This window comes from Bradyrhizobium sp. 87 (assembly GCF_023073015.1).
Lineage (GTDB): Bacteria > Pseudomonadota > Alphaproteobacteria > Rhizobiales > Xanthobacteraceae > Bradyrhizobium > Bradyrhizobium canariense_D.
The window spans coordinates 276,285-291,526 of sequence record NZ_JADPIQ010000128.1; the positions used below are offsets into that span (position 1 = coordinate 276,285).

Below are 15,242 nucleotides of genomic sequence, written 5' to 3' on the forward strand. Positions count from 1 at the left end.
GAATTCGTCGGTGAGCAATCTCGGCTTCGACACACAGCTGGTGCGCGGCCATCTGAATTCGACCCTGGCGTCTTCGAGGATGCGATCTGCATTCCCTGCCGCATGCCCTACATCACCAGCATGTTCATGCCGCGCAGCGCGGCCGACCGCTGCCGGTGCCCAGGAATTCCGTCAATCTCGCCTTCTTCGCGACGCTGGAAAGGCGTTCACGTAACGGATGGAGCTATTTGAACGGATCCTGGATCGACGGCGCCGACTGCCTGATGCGGCGCACGCTCACCGGCGTGCCGTCGGAGACGAACAGGAGTTCGTACTTCCGGCCCTCGCTGTCGGTCGCGGAGCAGGTGACGTCGTTCACCTTCTTGGCGGCGAAATTGCCGGTCTGGCGGCAGAGGCCGGTGGAGGTCTGCTCGGCCGGCACCGGCAGCCCGTCGACCTTGGGGCGGTCCTTGGAGTTGAGCAGCATGCGGTCGATCGGCAGCTCGTAGGAATTGTCGTCGGCGCGCTTGCCGTTCTCGCCGGAGAACGACACGACGTGATTGTCATCAGCGGGATCGTCGACCGCGACCGTGAAATTGACCCGGCCCTTGTCACCATGAGCGTAGGCGACCGTCTTGCAGGGGAAGGTGCGGCCGGCAACCTTCAACGTCTTGCAGTGGCCGGACATCAGCGCCAGCAAGTCGATAAAGGCGGTCTGTTGCCCGGGCGGATTGTTGACGGGAATCGGCGCGGAAGACTCGGCAAAACAAGGGCTTGCCAAGAGGACCAAGGTGGCGACGAGGGCAGCAGCGAGGATGGGGCGGCAGAGGCGCATCGGAAGGCTCACATGCCAGGGAACGACCGAAAAGTCCCGTCGGATAACCAGCGAACCGTAAATTGGTTGCGATCCCGTTTGTTCTGCCGGACTCGTCTGAAATACCACCGCGCCACCCCAACGGCAATTCGCCCATATCGCCCAACCCATTCCCGGCCAGCACTTGCCGTCAGGCCGGTGTTTTTTTCGTGGCGGGCTACCCCATAGCCGCCCGCCAGCGCGTATCGCGCAAGGATGGGCGGCGGTGCAGGCGGGCGTCGAGCAGGGCGCGGGCGCGCGGCAGGTCGCCGCTGCGCATGAGGGCAACGACAAAAGTGTCCTCGATCAACTCGCGCTGGGCGTGGCTGCCGCCGAGACGCACGACCTCGTCGAGGACCGGCGCGAGCATTTGCACGCATGCCGCGTAATCCTCGTCCGCAAAGGCTGCCAGCGCGCGGCAGACCGCCGGCACGACGGGGCCGGCCGGCAGCTTGCCATCGGCGAGCCGCTGCTCGATCGCGGTCAACCGCGCGACAAGCGCCTCGCGATTTTGCGTTGCGGCTGCGAACAGTGCCATGTGGATATCGGCGAAGGGCAGGCTCGATTTCGGAAACAGTCTTTGCGCGGTGGCATCGGCTTCGACCCAGAGCGCTCTCGGCACGACGTGGCCGTAAGCCGACAGGCGCCAGAGCAGTGACGCACCGTCGGTGACGAGATTGAGCGGCGGCGCCTGTGTGGCCTTTGGCTGCAGCACATCGGCATAGATCGCGAGCGCCCGCGCGGCATCGCCATGCTCCAGCGCGCCGAGCGCCTGATGCCAGCGGATGTGGCCGTGCAAGATCCCGGCGCGGTCGTAACAGGGGATCCAGTCGTCGACGAGCCGGTCGGCCGCTTCGATCGAACCGTCCTCGAACATCGCATGCAGCACGGCGTGCACGGCATGGGCATTCTGCCGGCGCAGCTCGAAGCCGCGCTCGGTGACACCGCGGCCGCGACTGACATTGCCGTTCTCGGTCATCGCCCAGCCGTACATGGTGAGGAACCACCAATCCTCGCCATAGTCATGCGCGACGCGCTCGCACAGCTCCTGCCGGGCGCGGTCGTGATCGGCCATGCCGGAGAACGCGAACAGGCCGAAGGCGCCGAGCGGCAGCGACAGCACCAATGCATCGCGCGGCCACGCCTCGACGTGCTTCATCGTCGCCGCGATTGCCTCGGGCAGCCGGCCCTCAATTGAAAGCGCCAGCGTCTCGACATGCGAACGCTCGCGTTCCGTGCCGCGTGTCGCCACGAGCTCACGGGCGAGTGCCGCCTTCTGCCGTGCCAGATCGCCTTGCTGATAGAAGCCATGCAGGCGGGCGCGGGCGATATGGGCCAGCGCAAAATCCGGATCGGCCGCAATCGCGCACTCCAAGGTTTCCGCCGTGCCGGTCCAGCCCGCGAGCATGAGGTCGACGCCTTCGCGATAAGCGGACGCCGCCTTGGGCGAAGAGGTAGAGAGCGGCAGGCCGTAGCGATCTTCGAGGGCCATTCTTGTCTCCGGCTCAGGCCGTCCGCGCGCGACGTCCTTCAATCGGATAGGCCGGGTCGTTGTAGCCTGGCGTCGAGGGATGACCCGGCACGACCAGTCTGTCGATCAGCGCCTCGTCCTCGGCGGTGAAGCGATAGTCGAGCGCGCCGGTATAGCCGTCCCATTGCTCCTCGGTGCGCGGGCCGGCAACGATCGAGGAGACAAAGGCGGAGTTCAGCACCCAGGCGACCGCGAACTGGCCTGCGGTGATGCCATTTTTCTCGGCGTGGGCCTTGATCTCCTGCGCCAGCTGGAGCGATTCCGGCCGCCATTCGGTCTGCATCATGCGGGTGTCATTGCGGCCCGCGCGCGTCTCCTTGTCGGGAGCCGCGTCGGGCGTGTATTTGCCGGTCAGCACGCCGCGCGCCAGGGGGCTATAGGGCACGATGCCGAGGCCGTAATAGGAGCAGGCCGGGAAGTGCTCGACTTCGGGCATGCGATTCATGGCGTTGTAATAGGGTTGGCTCACCGCGGGCCGGTCGATGCCGAGCCGGTCGCAGATGTTGCAGATTTCGGCGACGCGCCAGGCGCGGTAGTTCGAGACGCCGAAATAGCGCACCTTGCCGGCGCGGATCAAATCGCCCATCGCGCGCACCGTCTCCTCCAGCGGCGTCGAATGGTCTTCCTTGTGCAGATAATAGATGTCGATGTGGTCGGTGCCGAGCCGCTTCAGGCTCTCATCCGCCGCTTGCAAGACCCAGCGTCGCGACAGGCCGACACGGTTGGGATCGTCGCCCATGGGATTGGCGAGTTTCGTGGCCAGCACCCAGGCGTGACGGTTGTTGCCGATGGCGCGTCCCACGACCTGTTCGGATGCGCCCTTGGAATAGGCGTCGGCGGTGTCGATGAAATTGACCCCGGCCTCGTGCGCCTTCGCGATGATCCGCTTTGAGGTGGCTTCATCGGTCGGCCCGCCGAACATCATGGTGCCCAAGCAGATCGGCGACACTTTCAGGCCGCTGCGGCCGAGTTGGCGGTATTGCATGGGCGCGTCCTTGCTGCTTCTTCTGGCGACAGCATAACCGTCTCACTCCGTCATTGCGAGCGCAGCGAAGCAATCCAGAGATGCGTCTGCGGCGGCAGTCTGGATTGCTTCGCTGCGCTCGCAATGACGCGGTTGGCGGAGATGCTTGCTACGCTCTCAGCTGTCATCGCCCGGCTTGACCGGGCGATCCAGTATTCCGAGAGGGCTGTAGTTCAATCGAGAAGCCGCGGCGTACTGGATTCCCCGCCTGCGCGGGGAATGACAGCGGTGGGTATCGCTCCTACCCCGGCCCCTTCAAGATCTTGAACACACCATTGGCCATCACCACGCAGCGGCCGTCCACCGTCACCTCGGTGCTCATGAAGATCAGGCTGCGGGTCGAGCGCACCACGCGCGGGCGGGAGATCAGGATGTCGCCGATCTGGCCGGCTTCGACGAAATGTGTGTCGAGCTGCACCGTCGCCATGAACTCCTTGCCCGAGACATAGCGGGCAGTCATGCCGCAGGTACGGTCCGCGAACGTCATCATCACGCCGCCCTGGACCATGCCGCGGCGATTGTGGTGCTTGTCCTCGGTCGCAAGTGCGAATTCGTACTGGCCGTCGACCTTGCGCTCCCACAATGGGCCGATCAGGTGCATGAAGCCCGTGGTCTCCAGGATGGTCCAGCCGTCTGCTTTCAGCCTCGCGGCGGTCTTGTTGGTCATGTCGTCCATTTCCTGAGCGGGTCGTGCGATCTCGTTTCATCGGGGCCGGACGTGGTGTAGTCAAGCATGATGAGACCGTTCGACGATGCCACACGGCGGAATATCGCGGCTGCCTGTGCGGCCTTCACGCGGCTGCCGGAGGATGAGGCGCCGGCGGCGTTGAAGCGTGCCGCTGTGGTGATTGCGCTGACCGCAGCCAGCGAGCGCGATGACACGGCGTTCCTGCTCACGCTGCGCGCATCGCATCTGCGCGCCCATCGCGGCCAATGGGCTCTTCCCGGCGGACGCTGCGATGCCGGCGAGACGCCGGTCCAGGCGGCACTGCGCGAGCTCGACGAGGAGCTTGGCCTGCGCCTCACCGGCGCGGAGGTGCTCGGCACGCTCGATGACTATCCGACCCGCTCCGGTTATCTGATCACGCCGGTCGTGGTCTGGGCCGCCGATAGTGCCGCGATCAAACCAAACCCGGACGAGGTCGCCTCCGTCCATCGCATCGCGCTTGCGACGGTCGAGCGCGCCGACGCCTTCGATTTCGTCGCGATCCCCGAGAGCACGCGCCGTGTGAGCCGTTTCCATCATCAGTCGAGCTTGATTCACGCACCGACGGCGGCCCTGATCTACCAGTTCCGCGAAGTGCTGGCAGGACGGCACACCCGCGTCACCGAGCTGGAACAGCCGGTATTCGCCTGGAAATGATGCGAGGGGCGAAAACGAGGTAAACGGCGCGTTAACGTGACAGTTACCGGATGCCTGCTAAGAGGGCAGCATGCATCAATCGATTCGAAATGCCGTGAGACTGGTTCCACTCGCGCTCGTCCTGCTCGCGCCTGCCGTGCGCGGCGGCGAATCCGACGCGCTGCCGCCGGCCGTCCGCAATGCCAATGCCCAGCTGTTGTCGCAGTTCTTTGCGCAAGGCGGCGTGTCGCCCGCCGTGCTGGAATATCGCCGCAAGCTGCAGGAGTATCAGGCGGCGCGCGCGGCCTTTGACGAGGAAGCCGGCGCCTATTGGAGTCAGATCTCCGAGAAGCGGAAAGGCCGTAATGCCAAGCGGCGCAGCGGGCAGCAGGTCACGCTCGACGATTACGTGCTGGAGCATCCGCCGCTCTATAACGGGCCGAAACGGCCGGTGAATCCGGAGCCGGAGGAAACCCCGGACCGCCCGACGAAAAAGCCGATCCCGGTGGTCGCCGATCTGCTGCGCGCGGCGCAGGAGCTTTATCAGTTCACGCCACAGCGGCCGGCCAACGAAGTCGAATTCAAGCGCGTCTATGCACGCTACGCGCTGGCCTCGGGGCTGACGCGCGAGCAGGCGGTGCGGGTCTACGCGTTCGAGACCGGCGGCACCGGCAGTTACGACGTGCAGGCGGGAATCGAACATGGCGGCAAGCGCGCCATTTCGACCGCGATGGGCTACAACCAGCTGCTGACGACCAACAGCGTCGAGCTGCTGGCCGAGCAAGGCCATGAATTCATCCGCGCTCTCTCTGACAAGGTGGCGCGGACCTCAGGCCCGGCGCGTCAGTCGCTCGAGCACAAGCTCACTGTGCTCAAGAAAATGGTGGCGCACGCCAAGTCGGTGCCCGACACCTGGTCGGAGCACGAGAAGATCGGCAACACCGCGCAGGGCTGGGCCATGCATGCCATGGTGCTCGACATCGATATCGGGCCGATGCTGCAGACTCACAAGCTGCTCACCTCGGTGCTGTTCGCGCGTGCCAAGGGCTACAACCGCCCGCTCAGCGCGGCCGAGCTCGAGATGATGAACCTCACCGGCGACGGCACCGGCCTCGACATGGTGACAATGCCGCAGGTAATGCGCGAGCAGGTGCCGACTTCGAACTTCTTCCAGCGCGGCGGCTACGAGCGTAACCCGGTCGCGATCCGCCACAACACGGTGGCGAAGCTGCTGGCGGTGACGGATACGAGGATGGACAGCAACAGCAACAACGCCGGCGCGCGCGAGCTGGCGGGGGCGTTTTAGGCGGCGTCGTCCGGCGAAGGCCGGGACCCATTACCACAGGGCATAGTTTGGGAGGACGGTCGTTCGGTACTGCGGCCGTACGCAATCGAGGGATCACGCGGTATGGGTCGCGGCCTTCGCCGGGACGACAGCAGTGTGTGGCGTCGCCGCGACCTCGCCCTACTGATCCGACCCGAACTTGAACTTGCCGTCGCCTTCCAGATACGGGCCGCTGCGCATGTAGAGCTGGCCGTTGTGGCCGAGGAAGAACAGCGTGCCCTTCGGCACCTTCTTGGCGCCCTTCAGAAGTTCGCCGGCATTGCTGGTGCCCATCTTGTAGGAGAAGGTCTTGCCGTCCTTGTCATAGGCGTAGCCGGTGTCGGGCTTGAGCTCCCAAGGTGTTGCAGCGGTCTGCGCCAATGCGGGTGCAGCGAACGCGCCGAGCACGGCCGTCACCAAAAATATCCTTGTCGAAAATGCCATCACCCTATCCTCCCCATCGAGGCTCCCGGCTTGAACAAATCACGAACGGCGCTTCCAGGTCAATTTGCGAAAGCGCCGCAGCGCATCACGTCTTGCCGAGCAGTTTGTGATTTTCCCTTCGTCCCCGCGCGACTATGTTCCGCTTTCCGTCTAGAACGCAATTCGACAAAAACATTGGGTAGGGGATGATTCGAATGAACCTCGTCATTAAAGCTTGCTGGGCCGCCGGCCTGTTGCTGACGGTGCTCGCGCCGGCCGCCCGTGCCGATGATTACCAGCTCAGCCACAACCAGAGGATCTCGTGCAGCCGCGGCCTGGCCCCGGGCAAGCTGAACACCGCGACCTGCAAGTCATACACCTACCTCTTCAACACCAAGACCTCGGAATATTTCCGTTGTCAGGTCTCGCTGGCGCTGACCCGGGACAACAAGGAAGTCATCAACGTCCAGACCGACGGCGGCTGTACCAAGAAGCCGCGCATCTTCGACACCGACGGCCATTACGATTTCGACGCGACCGAGACCGAGCCGCCGAACACCAATTCGTTCTTCGGCCCCGGCGGCTACTCGGTGTGGGCCGCCGACGTCGGCGCGCAGAAGGTGCGCGGCTGCATCATCATCTCCTCCGGCCTCGGCTCCGACATCTCCAAATGCCTGGACATGACCTTCCAGTGAGGGGCTGACCAGACCTGGCTGCGCCACCTCGCCGCACCTGGCGAGTTCCCCAAAAATCGAACCAGCACAGCCATTTACTGCAGTCCTGTTTTGACTTTTGGATGGGTTGACCCGCCCCCCTCATCCGGCCAACTTCCGGCCGGTTTGGGGAGTAGAAAGATCATGAAACGAACGATTTTCGGCGTGGCCGCGGCTCTTGCTCTGGCGGCCTCGGCACCTTGCGCGCAGGCGCAATCCTTTATCAATGTGCTGACCGGTGGCACCTCCGGCGTCTACTATCCGCTCGGGGTCGCGATCGGGAAGATCTACGGCGACAAGATTCCTAACGTGAAGACGCAGGTGCAGGCCACCAAGGCGTCGGTCGAGAATCTGATCCTGCTCCAGCAGGGTCGCGGCGAGATCGCGTTCACGCTGGGTGACTCGCTGAAAGCGGCCTGGGATGGCGACGAGGAAGCAGGCTTCAAGTCCAAGCTCGACAAGCTGCGCACGATCGGCGCGATCTATCCGAACTACATCCAGATCGTCGCGACTGCCGAGAGCGGCATCAAGACGCTTGCGGATCTCAAGGGCAAGAGCCTGTCGGTCGGCGCGCCGAAATCGGGCACGGAGCTGAATTCGCGCGCCATCCTGGCGGCGGCCGGCATGAGCTACAAGGATCTTGGCAAGGTCGAGTATCTGCCGTTTGCCGAATCCGTCGACCTCATGAAGAACCGCCAGCTCGGCGCGACGCTGCAATCGGCCGGGCTCGGCGTGGCCTCGCTGAAGGATCTGTCGACCTCGAGCCCGATCGTGGTGGTGTCGGTGCCGAAGGAGACCGTCGACAAGATCGGCCTGCCCTTCATCGCGGCGACCATTCCCGCCAACACCTACACCGGGCAGGACAAGGACGTGCCGACTGCGGCGGTGGTCAACTACCTCGTCACCAGCTCGGCGGTGTCGGACGATCTCGCCTACCAGATGACAAAACTGGTCTACGAGTCGCTGCCCGAACTCGCCAACGCGCATGCGGCCGGCAAGGAGATCAAGCTCGAGACGGCCGCCAGCGGCAGCCCGGTTCCGCTGCACCCCGGCGCGATCCGCTATTACAAGGAAAAGGGGCTGATCAAGTAACGTCGGCCTCGTTATCGGACGTCATGGCCGGGCTTGTCCCGGCCATCCACGTTCTAAGGCCAGGCGAGAAAGATCGTGGATGCCCGGGACAAGCCCGGGCATGACGGCGCGGATGGACCGTGCCAATGCTATAAGCGCTCGACGATTGGGGATGGGTTGAAATGCTGGAGAAGGCAGAGGGCGCTCAAGAGCCCATCAAGGTCGAGTTCGACAATTTCGAGCACGGTTTTCCGGAAGGCTTTGGCCCGGGCTGGTGGGGCACGCTCGCCTACTGGATCGGCATCGCCTTCGCGATCTTCCAGCTTTATGTCGCGGCCTTCAATTATCTGCCGAGCCAGGTGGTGCGCGGCGTCCATGTCGGCTTCCTCATTCTCCTCACCTTCGGCCTGATCGGCAACTTCACCGCCAAAAGCGATTTCGGCCGCGCGATCGGCTGGCTGATCGGCGGCATGGGCTTTCTGTGCGGGCTCTATCAATGGATCTTCTATGCGGATCTGATCGCACGTGACGGCGATCCGACGCGCCTCGATCTGGTGGTCGGCACGCTGCTCGCCGTCCTGATCTTCGAGGGCACGCGGCGGCTGATGGGCGCAGCGCTCCCGCTGATGTGCGGCGCCTGTCTCGTCTACTGGTTCTTCGGCCAGTATCTGCCGTCACCGCTCAACCATCGCGGCTATGATTTCGACCAGATCGTCACGCATCTGTCGTTCGGCACCGAAGGTTTTTACGGCGTGCCGATCTACGTCTCGGCGACCTACATCTTCCTGTTCATCCTGTTCGGCTCGTTCCTGGAGCGCGCCGGCATGATCCAGCTCTTCACCGACGTTTCTCTTGGGTTATTCGGCAGGACCCGCGGCGGCCCGGCCAAGGTCGCGGTGTTCGCCTCGGGCATGATGGGCACGATCTCCGGCTCCGGCGTCGCCAACGTCGTCACCGTCGGCCAGTTCACGATTCCGCTGATGATCAGGTTCGGCTATCGCCGCGCGTTCGCGGCCGGCGTCGAAGCGACAGCGTCGATGGGTGGGCAGATCATGCCGCCGGTGATGGGCGCGGTCGCCTTCATCATGGCAGAGACGCTCGGCGTCCAATATTCTGAGATCGTGAAGGCGGCCGCGATTCCCGCGATGCTCTATTTCGCCTCCGCCTTCTGGATGGTGCATCTGGAGGCCGGCAAGCACGGGCTCACCGGCATGAAGCGCTCGGAGATTCCGAGCGCCTGGAAGGCCCTGGTGACGCGCTGGTATCTCGTGCTGCCGCTCGCGGCGCTGGTCTACATGCTGTTCGAAGGTTTTACGCCGCTCTATGCCGGCAGCATGGGCCTCGCGCTCACAGTGGCGCTGATCCTTGGCACCGCCATCACGACAGGCGCGTCTTCGATGGCGATCCGCTATGTCTTCTGGATCGGGCTCGCGCTCGTCGTCGCGGCGCTCTCGCGCGACGGCCTTCAGATCGTGCCGGTCGCAGGCGTCGTCGTCGCGCTGATCGTGATCACTGCGTTCGTGCGTGGCGGATTTTCCGCCCTGCGCGCCTGCCGCGATGCCTTGGCTGAAAGCGCCAAATCCGCGATCACCGTCGGCATGGCCTGCGCCATCGTCGGGGTCATCATCGGCATGATGTCGCAGACCGGCGTCGGCACCATCTTCGGCGGCTGGGTGATCGGTCTCGGCGAGAAGAGCCTGTTCCTGGCGCTGATCATGACCATGCTGCTGTCGATCCTGCTCGGCACCGGCATCCCGACCATCCCGACCTACATCATCACGGCAGCGCTCGCGGCGCCCGCGTTGGCCAAACTGGGTGTGCCCCTGATCGCAAGCCACATGTTCGCGTTCTATTACGGCATCATGGCGGACCTCTCGCCGCCGGTGGCGCTGGCCGCGCTTGCCGCAGCACCGATCGCGAAGGAGAATCCGGACAAGATCGGCTGGGAGGCGATGCGCATCGCGCTCGCCGGCTACGTCATCCCCTTCATCTTCGTCTATTCGCCGGCGCTGATGCTGCAGGGCGGCGATCCCATGGCGGCCAAGCTCGGCTTCTACGGCGCGGTGGCATTGGCGACTGTCAAGGCGCTGGTGGCGATCGCGCTGTTCGGCATGGTCGCGATCGGATTCCTGTTCACGCGCCTGACGTTCCTCGAACGTTTGGTCGCGCTCGGTGCCGCGCTGTGCCTGCTCGGCGACTTCCCGTTCAGCGACACCGCGGGCTTCCTGCTCGCCGCTGCGATCGTGCTGTGGCAGTGGCGGCGGCGGCCGCCGGCGCCGGTCGAGGCGGTGTGAGCCTCTGCCTCGTCACAGCCTCAGGCCTGAAGGCGCTGGCGCTGTCCGCGTTCACACTGGTGTGGACGCATTCGATCGCGAAGGTCGACTGGCAGGAAGACTGGCGCGTCACCCCCGCCGGGCTCGAACTGGTGCAGGCACGCGTGAAGGGCACCGGCCCCGGCATGGAGCCGCCGCCCGAGGCGCGCCTCGTCGACGGCTGGTTTCAATGGAGGCCCGCGCGCGCGCCGATGCCGGAGGTCGTGCTGGGCAATTCGGACGCGGCTGGCGAATGGCGGCTATGCCATGACGGCAAGTGCCGGACGTTGTCCGAGATTGTCGGTCATCCCATTGGTGCTAACGTCACAAAGATGATCGTCTGCAAAGAACAATAATAAGGGAGACACGCGATGGGTCGGCTCAAGGGCAAGGTTGCGATGGTGGTGGGTGCCGGCTCGATCGGGCCTGGTTGGGGCAACGGCAAGGCCACCGCGGTCACCTTTGCCCGCCAGGGTGCGCAGGTGTTTTGCGTCGATCGCAACGGCGCGGCCGCCGAGGAGACCGCGAAGATCATCGCGGACGAAGGCGGCCAGGCGAGCGCGTTCACGGCCGACGTCTCGCATGCGCGCGAGGTCGAGGCGATGGTCGCGGCATGCCTCAAGGCCTACGGCCGCATCGACGTGCTCGACAACAATGTCGGCATCGCCGAGATGGGCAGCGTGGTCGAAGTGACCGAGGAAAGCTGGGACCGGGTCTTCAGCGTCAACCTCAAGAGCGCCTATTTCGCCATGAAGCACGTCATCCCCGTGATGGTGAAACAGGGCGGTGGCTCGATCATCAACATCTCCTCGATCGCTTCGATCCGCCACATGGGCATCTCCTACGTCACGTACGGCACCTCGAAGGCGGCGATGAACCAGATGACCCGCACCACCGCGATCGAGTTCGCGCGCCACCATGTCCGCGTCAACGCGATCCTGCCCGGCCTGATGAAGACGCCGATGGTGGAACATTCCGCAGGTCTTGCGAACAGCTATGCCAAGGGCGATGTTGAAGCGATGTGGCGGGCGCGCGATGCGCAAGTGCCGATGGGCCACATGGGCGACGCTTTCGACGTCGCCAACGCCGCGCTGTTCCTGGCCTCGGACGAAGCGAAATATGTGACGGGCATCGAGCTCGTGGTGGACGGCGGGATCACGTGCAAGGCGGGGGCCTAGGCGTCGTTCCGTGTTCGCCGTCGTCCTGGACAAGCGAGCGTAACGAGCGCTGATCTAGGACCCATAACCCCAGGGAGAAGTTTGACGAAGGCTGGCGGCTCCGGCTACTTCAACATTCGGCATTCGGGGTAATGGGTCCTGGCTTTCGCCAGGACGACATCATTGCGCCAGCGCCAGAATCCCGCCGGCGAATGAATGCCATGCCGCCGTTTCGCTGATCGGCCAGTTCAGCACCTTCACCGCCAGCAGCGCGAGCGTGCCGGTGATGTAGACTGGATGCACTCGGCCCGCGGTGCGCCAGTCGCGTACCATGGCGACGACGAGCAGCAGCGAAGCGACCATCGCGGGCGCGATGGTGACGGGCACCGGCGGCGGCCCTGGCGGTCCCGAAGGCGCGAGGAAAGTGAGAAACCAGCGCGCGATCGCGGCATCGAGGATGGAGACCGCCGCGAGCAGCATCAGGCGTTTGTGAATCTCCGGCTTTCGCGTGTTCATGATCGCGAGCACGAATACACCAGCGAAGAACGCGATCCCGCTCATCGGCACGATCGAGAAGGCGATGCCGGCCTCTTTCTGGCCGAGCGCCGCGGAATGCTGCATCACATGGACGGAGGCGAGGAAGCCGAAGATCGTCATCGCGGTCGCGAGCGAAACGCCGGCTATGCCGAGCGCACGGTGATTGACCATGCGGCCTGAGGCGGCGAGCCACGTCTGGATCACGAAATAGAGAGACCAGGTGAAGAACAACAGGCCGTGGAAATGAATGACGGGGCTTGCGGACAATGTCCGGTTCGCGAGCGGCACAAAATAGGTCGGTGCGAAGCCGAGAAAGGCGGTGGCCGCGCAGGCCAGTGCCATGTGGAGATAGAAATATCGTGCGGGCGACGCATCTCGCGCGCGCACACGACGGTCGTCGATCAGGGTCGTCATGAGGGATGAGTCTGGAGAGGCGGCGTTTGGTTCAAACCCCTAGCCACCTGTGCAGGGCGCTTGTCGGGATGACGAAATCTAACCCCCCGCGCTCAGTTCCGCGCGATCGAGCTCCTCCTCGATCCTGTGAAACGCGTCGTCACCGATCACCTCGGTGGCCCGGAGGTCGAAGATCGATTTTCGCGCGGCTTCGATGGCGCGGCGGCGCAGCGGATCGGCGGGCAATTCGCCGTTGGTGATGCCACCATGGGGATCGTCGTCGGCCTGCATCAGGATGGCACGATATTCGAGCCGCAGGATTTCGGCTTCCTCCGACGGATCGTCCTCGATCGCGTCGAGCGCCGCGCGATAGGCGACGGCGCGGGCGCGCGCGACCTCGATGCCGACGGGATTGTCGTCCTTGAGGCCGAACGCCAGGATCAGCGGCCGCAAGGTCAGGCCCTGCACGACCAGCGTGCCGAGCACGACCGCAAACGCCGAGAAGACGATGAAGTCACGATGCGGAAAGTTTTCCGGCAAGGCAAAGGCGGTGGCGAGCGTGACGAGGCCGCGCATGCCACACCAGGAGATGATGAGGCCGCCCTTGGCGGAGGCGACCTGCTTCGGATCCTTGGGGTGATAGATCCCGTGCGCCACCAGCGTGCGCAGCGTCGTGCGGTAGAGCGTGACCCAGGCCAACCGGACCAGGACCACGGTGAGCAGGATCCAGGCGGCGGCCAGGCAATAGTCCCAGCGCACGTCCGCGTCCAGCCGCGTCCAGATCGGTCGCATCTGCATGCCGATCAGCATGAACGCGAGCACGTTGAGCACGAACACCATCGTATCCCACACCGCGTAGGACGGCACCCGCAACCGCGCCGGCATGCGAGCGGGTGCAGCGCGTGCCATCGTGATGGCGTACACGACGATGGTGAGGATGCCGGAGAGGCCGAGATGTTCAGCGCCGATCCAGACCATGAAGGTAGTGGCGAATTGCATGATGATCGAACTGGGAGCCTCCGTGATCCGCACGATCACCAGTGGCATGACTCGCGCGGCGAGATAGCCGGCAACGACGCTGCCGACCAGGGCCAGAGCCATGGTTGGCGCGACCTGGCTCCATGCCAGATGCTCGGTGGCGGTCGCTCCGACGGCGATGCGATAGATCAAGAGCGCGGTCGCGTCGTTGAGCAGGCTCTCGCCTTCCAGGACCTTCACCATGCGGTGAGGCAGCTTCACCTGGCTCAGGATCGCGACCGCGGCGGCCGCGTCCGGCGGGGCCACGATGGCGCCGAGCGCAACCGCGGCGGCCCAGGGCATATCAGGCATCAGCCGGTGCGCGACGTAGGCCACAGCGGCCGTGGTCAAGCCGACCGCGGCGACGACGAGGGTGGAGACCGGAACCCAATTGTTGCGGAGATCGCGCAGCGAGGTGTCGAAGGCGGCATCGAGCAGGACCGGTGCGACAAAAAGAGCCAACGCCAGGTCGGGCTCCAGCGTCCAGGACGGGCTCGACGGCACAAAGGCGATCAGTGCGCCCCCGATTGCGAGAAAGGTCGGGTAGGGGACCTTGATCCGCCGCGCCAGCGCCGATAATGCAACGGCGCCGAGCAGAAGCACGATGATCCATTCGAATGTCGACACGTTGATCCCCGAACCCGATTTGAGCGGCGCCACAAGCTAGCACCAATCCGGTCGTATGATGGATGGTGCAGCCCCAAGGCAAGACCTCAAGGCGGACCTTAACTCAAGACTTTCCAACTGTGGCGAGCATGCGTTTTCTCATTCAATGGTCCGGCGCCGGGTTGCTCTTTGCGCTCTCGTTCGTTGCGGCTCATGCTGCGACCGGCGGCGAGCCGGCCGCGGTGCCGCAGGTCGACATCGCGCCGTGCCTCGCGGCTGCCGCAGCCGACGACATCGACAAGGCCGCCACGGCCTGCGCCGCCGTGATCGACAACGAGAAGACGGCGAAAGGGGACCTGATCAAGGCGCTGATCGCGCGCGGCGGGCTTTATGCGCGGCACGACCAAGTCGACCGCGCGATCGCCGACGACAGCCGCGCGCTGGAGCTCGATTCCGGTCTCGCCGATATCTTCAACGCGCGGGGCGAACTCTGGCTAAGGAAGGGCGACAAGCCCAAGGCGGTGCAGGATTTCGGTGCGGCGTTGAAAATCGATCCGAACCACGAGAAGGCCAAGCCCAATCACAAGGCGATGGCGCGCGAGATCGAGCGGATCGGCGCGCAGATGGCAGTCGCGGGCAAGCCCAGTTTCATTTGCAAGGGTGTGCGCCGTCCCGTCGAGAAGGCGATCTGCGCCAACCGCGAGCTCGCAGATCTCGACCGCGAGATCTTTGCCGCCAACGCGCGCGTGTTGCGCGAAGCCCGCAATGCAGGCGAAGCGAAGGCGCTTCAACGCGAGCAGGACGATTTCATCGCCGGCCGCAACGCCGGGTTCGGCCGGCCGGGGTACGATTTGAAGAAGGCGATGCAGGAGCGGCTGCAGCGGCTCAACGGGGTGGACGGGTATTGAGGCTCCTCGTCTCGCTCGTAAGAGCGGGACGAAGGAGGGAAGGGATCGGTGC

At 64.6% G+C, this 15,242-nt stretch carries 15 protein-coding genes and 1 pseudogene; 9 read left to right on the forward strand and 7 right to left on the reverse strand.

The features are described 5' to 3' along the window. Positions 1 to 57: 57 nt before the first annotated feature. Positions 58 to 191, forward strand: a pseudogene (locus IVB50_RS32735) (oleate hydratase); the annotation flags it as partial. A gap of 32 nt (positions 192 to 223) precedes the next feature. On the opposite strand, the gene IVB50_RS32740 reads toward IVB50_RS32735, so the two are convergent. From IVB50_RS32740 to IVB50_RS32755, 4 genes are all read right to left on the reverse strand, one after another. Beyond that, the gene (locus IVB50_RS32740; protein ID WP_018453119.1) at positions 224 to 814 is read right to left on the reverse strand and encodes a hypothetical protein; all 591 of its coding nucleotides are present in this window, start codon (positions 812 to 814) and stop codon (positions 224 to 226) included. A 196-nt stretch (positions 815 to 1,010) separates the two neighbouring features. After that, positions 1,011 to 2,324, reverse strand: a complete 1,314-nt coding sequence (locus IVB50_RS32745; protein ID WP_247299245.1) for a tetratricopeptide repeat protein — start codon at positions 2,322 to 2,324, stop codon at positions 1,011 to 1,013. A gap of 13 nt (positions 2,325 to 2,337) precedes the next feature. Beyond that, positions 2,338 to 3,348, reverse strand: a complete 1,011-nt coding sequence (locus IVB50_RS32750; protein WP_018453120.1) for an aldo/keto reductase — start codon at positions 3,346 to 3,348, stop codon at positions 2,338 to 2,340. A gap of 280 nt (positions 3,349 to 3,628) precedes the next feature. Then, positions 3,629 to 4,054 carry a PaaI family thioesterase gene (locus IVB50_RS32755; RefSeq protein ID WP_026232466.1) on the reverse strand — a complete coding sequence of 142 codons (426 nt, stop codon included), beginning with the start codon at positions 4,052 to 4,054 and terminating at the stop codon, positions 3,629 to 3,631. A gap of 66 nt (positions 4,055 to 4,120) precedes the next feature. On the opposite strand from IVB50_RS32755, the gene IVB50_RS32760 reads away from it, so the two are divergent. Together IVB50_RS32760 and IVB50_RS32765 are read left to right on the forward strand one after the other, a co-directional pair. Beyond that, on the forward strand, positions 4,121 to 4,750 hold the full coding sequence (locus IVB50_RS32760; protein ID WP_247299247.1) for a CoA pyrophosphatase: 630 nt from the start codon (positions 4,121 to 4,123) through the stop codon (positions 4,748 to 4,750). Positions 4,751 to 4,820: 70 nt separating this feature from the next. Beyond that, positions 4,821 to 6,035, forward strand: coding sequence for a hypothetical protein (locus tag IVB50_RS32765; RefSeq protein WP_018453123.1), 1,215 nt, complete (start codon positions 4,821 to 4,823; stop codon positions 6,033 to 6,035). Between the two features lie 159 nt (positions 6,036 to 6,194). Here the strand turns inward: IVB50_RS32765 and IVB50_RS32770 are convergent, their stop codons facing one another. Beyond that, positions 6,195 to 6,497 (reverse strand): hypothetical protein, encoded by a 303-nt coding sequence (locus IVB50_RS32770; RefSeq protein ID WP_026232467.1) that lies wholly within the window; start codon positions 6,495 to 6,497, stop codon positions 6,195 to 6,197. Between the two features lie 194 nt (positions 6,498 to 6,691). On the opposite strand from IVB50_RS32770, the gene IVB50_RS32775 reads away from it, so the two are divergent. The 5 genes from IVB50_RS32775 (at position 6,692) to IVB50_RS32795 (ending at position 11,750) form a co-directional block, all read left to right on the forward strand. Next, positions 6,692 to 7,171, forward strand: a complete 480-nt coding sequence (locus tag IVB50_RS32775) for a hypothetical protein (protein WP_018453125.1) — start codon at positions 6,692 to 6,694, stop codon at positions 7,169 to 7,171. Between the two features lie 162 nt (positions 7,172 to 7,333). Next, complete coding sequence (locus tag IVB50_RS32780) at positions 7,334 to 8,281, forward strand: TAXI family TRAP transporter solute-binding subunit (RefSeq protein ID WP_018453126.1); 948 nt, start codon at positions 7,334 to 7,336, stop codon at positions 8,279 to 8,281. 161 nt (positions 8,282 to 8,442) lie between these two features. Next, entirely contained in the window at positions 8,443 to 10,554 is a 2,112-nt protein-coding gene (locus IVB50_RS32785; protein WP_018453127.1) for a TRAP transporter permease, read from the forward strand. Beyond that, complete coding sequence (locus IVB50_RS32790; RefSeq protein WP_198293337.1) at positions 10,551 to 10,928, forward strand: DUF1850 domain-containing protein; 378 nt, start codon at positions 10,551 to 10,553, stop codon at positions 10,926 to 10,928. Before IVB50_RS32785 ends, IVB50_RS32790 begins: the two co-directional genes overlap by 4 nt. Positions 10,929 to 10,943: 15 nt before the next feature. After that, on the forward strand, positions 10,944 to 11,750 hold the full coding sequence (locus tag IVB50_RS32795; protein WP_204512522.1) for a glucose 1-dehydrogenase: 807 nt from the start codon (positions 10,944 to 10,946) through the stop codon (positions 11,748 to 11,750). A 159-nt stretch (positions 11,751 to 11,909) separates the two neighbouring features. Here the strand turns inward: IVB50_RS32795 and IVB50_RS32800 are convergent, their stop codons facing one another. Together IVB50_RS32800 and IVB50_RS32805 are read right to left on the reverse strand one after the other, a co-directional pair. Continuing rightward, positions 11,910 to 12,680 carry a hypothetical protein gene (locus tag IVB50_RS32800; RefSeq protein ID WP_018453130.1) on the reverse strand — a complete coding sequence of 257 codons (771 nt, stop codon included), beginning with the start codon at positions 12,678 to 12,680 and terminating at the stop codon, positions 11,910 to 11,912. Positions 12,681 to 12,758: 78 nt separating this feature from the next. Further along, positions 12,759 to 14,336 (reverse strand): sodium:proton antiporter, encoded by a 1,578-nt coding sequence (locus tag IVB50_RS32805; protein WP_018453131.1) that lies wholly within the window; start codon positions 14,334 to 14,336, stop codon positions 12,759 to 12,761. A gap of 95 nt (positions 14,337 to 14,431) precedes the next feature. Here IVB50_RS32805 and IVB50_RS32810 point away from each other — a divergent pair, with 95 nt between their 5' ends. Beyond that, entirely contained in the window at positions 14,432 to 15,190 is a 759-nt protein-coding gene (locus tag IVB50_RS32810; protein WP_018453132.1) for a tetratricopeptide repeat protein, read from the forward strand. The last annotated feature ends 52 nt before the right edge of the window (positions 15,191 to 15,242 follow it).

What these genes read in the sequence shown, in the direction of transcription:
- IVB50_RS32740 (WP_018453119.1), bottom strand. Translation starts at nt 814, where the DNA reads ATGCGCCTCTGCCGCCCCATCCTCGCTGCTGCCCTCGTCGCCACCTTG.
- IVB50_RS32745 (WP_247299245.1), bottom strand. Translation starts at nt 2,324, where the DNA reads ATGGCCCTCGAAGATCGCTACGGCCTGCCGCTCTCTACCTCTTCGCCC.
- IVB50_RS32750 (WP_018453120.1), bottom strand. Translation starts at nt 3,348, where the DNA reads ATGCAATACCGCCAACTCGGCCGCAGCGGCCTGAAAGTGTCGCCGATC.
- IVB50_RS32755 (WP_026232466.1), bottom strand. Translation starts at nt 4,054, where the DNA reads ATGACCAACAAGACCGCCGCGAGGCTGAAAGCAGACGGCTGGACCATC.
- IVB50_RS32760 (WP_247299247.1), top strand. Translation starts at nt 4,121, where the DNA reads ATGATGAGACCGTTCGACGATGCCACACGGCGGAATATCGCGGCTGCC.
- IVB50_RS32765 (WP_018453123.1), top strand. Translation starts at nt 4,821, where the DNA reads ATGCATCAATCGATTCGAAATGCCGTGAGACTGGTTCCACTCGCGCTC.
- IVB50_RS32770 (WP_026232467.1), bottom strand. Translation starts at nt 6,497, where the DNA reads ATGGCATTTTCGACAAGGATATTTTTGGTGACGGCCGTGCTCGGCGCG.
- IVB50_RS32775 (WP_018453125.1), top strand. Translation starts at nt 6,692, where the DNA reads ATGAACCTCGTCATTAAAGCTTGCTGGGCCGCCGGCCTGTTGCTGACG.
- IVB50_RS32780 (WP_018453126.1), top strand. Translation starts at nt 7,334, where the DNA reads ATGAAACGAACGATTTTCGGCGTGGCCGCGGCTCTTGCTCTGGCGGCC.
- IVB50_RS32785 (WP_018453127.1), top strand. Translation starts at nt 8,443, where the DNA reads ATGCTGGAGAAGGCAGAGGGCGCTCAAGAGCCCATCAAGGTCGAGTTC.
- IVB50_RS32795 (WP_204512522.1), top strand. Translation starts at nt 10,944, where the DNA reads ATGGGTCGGCTCAAGGGCAAGGTTGCGATGGTGGTGGGTGCCGGCTCG.
- IVB50_RS32800 (WP_018453130.1), bottom strand. Translation starts at nt 12,680, where the DNA reads ATGACGACCCTGATCGACGACCGTCGTGTGCGCGCGCGAGATGCGTCG.
- IVB50_RS32810 (WP_018453132.1), top strand. Translation starts at nt 14,432, where the DNA reads ATGCGTTTTCTCATTCAATGGTCCGGCGCCGGGTTGCTCTTTGCGCTC.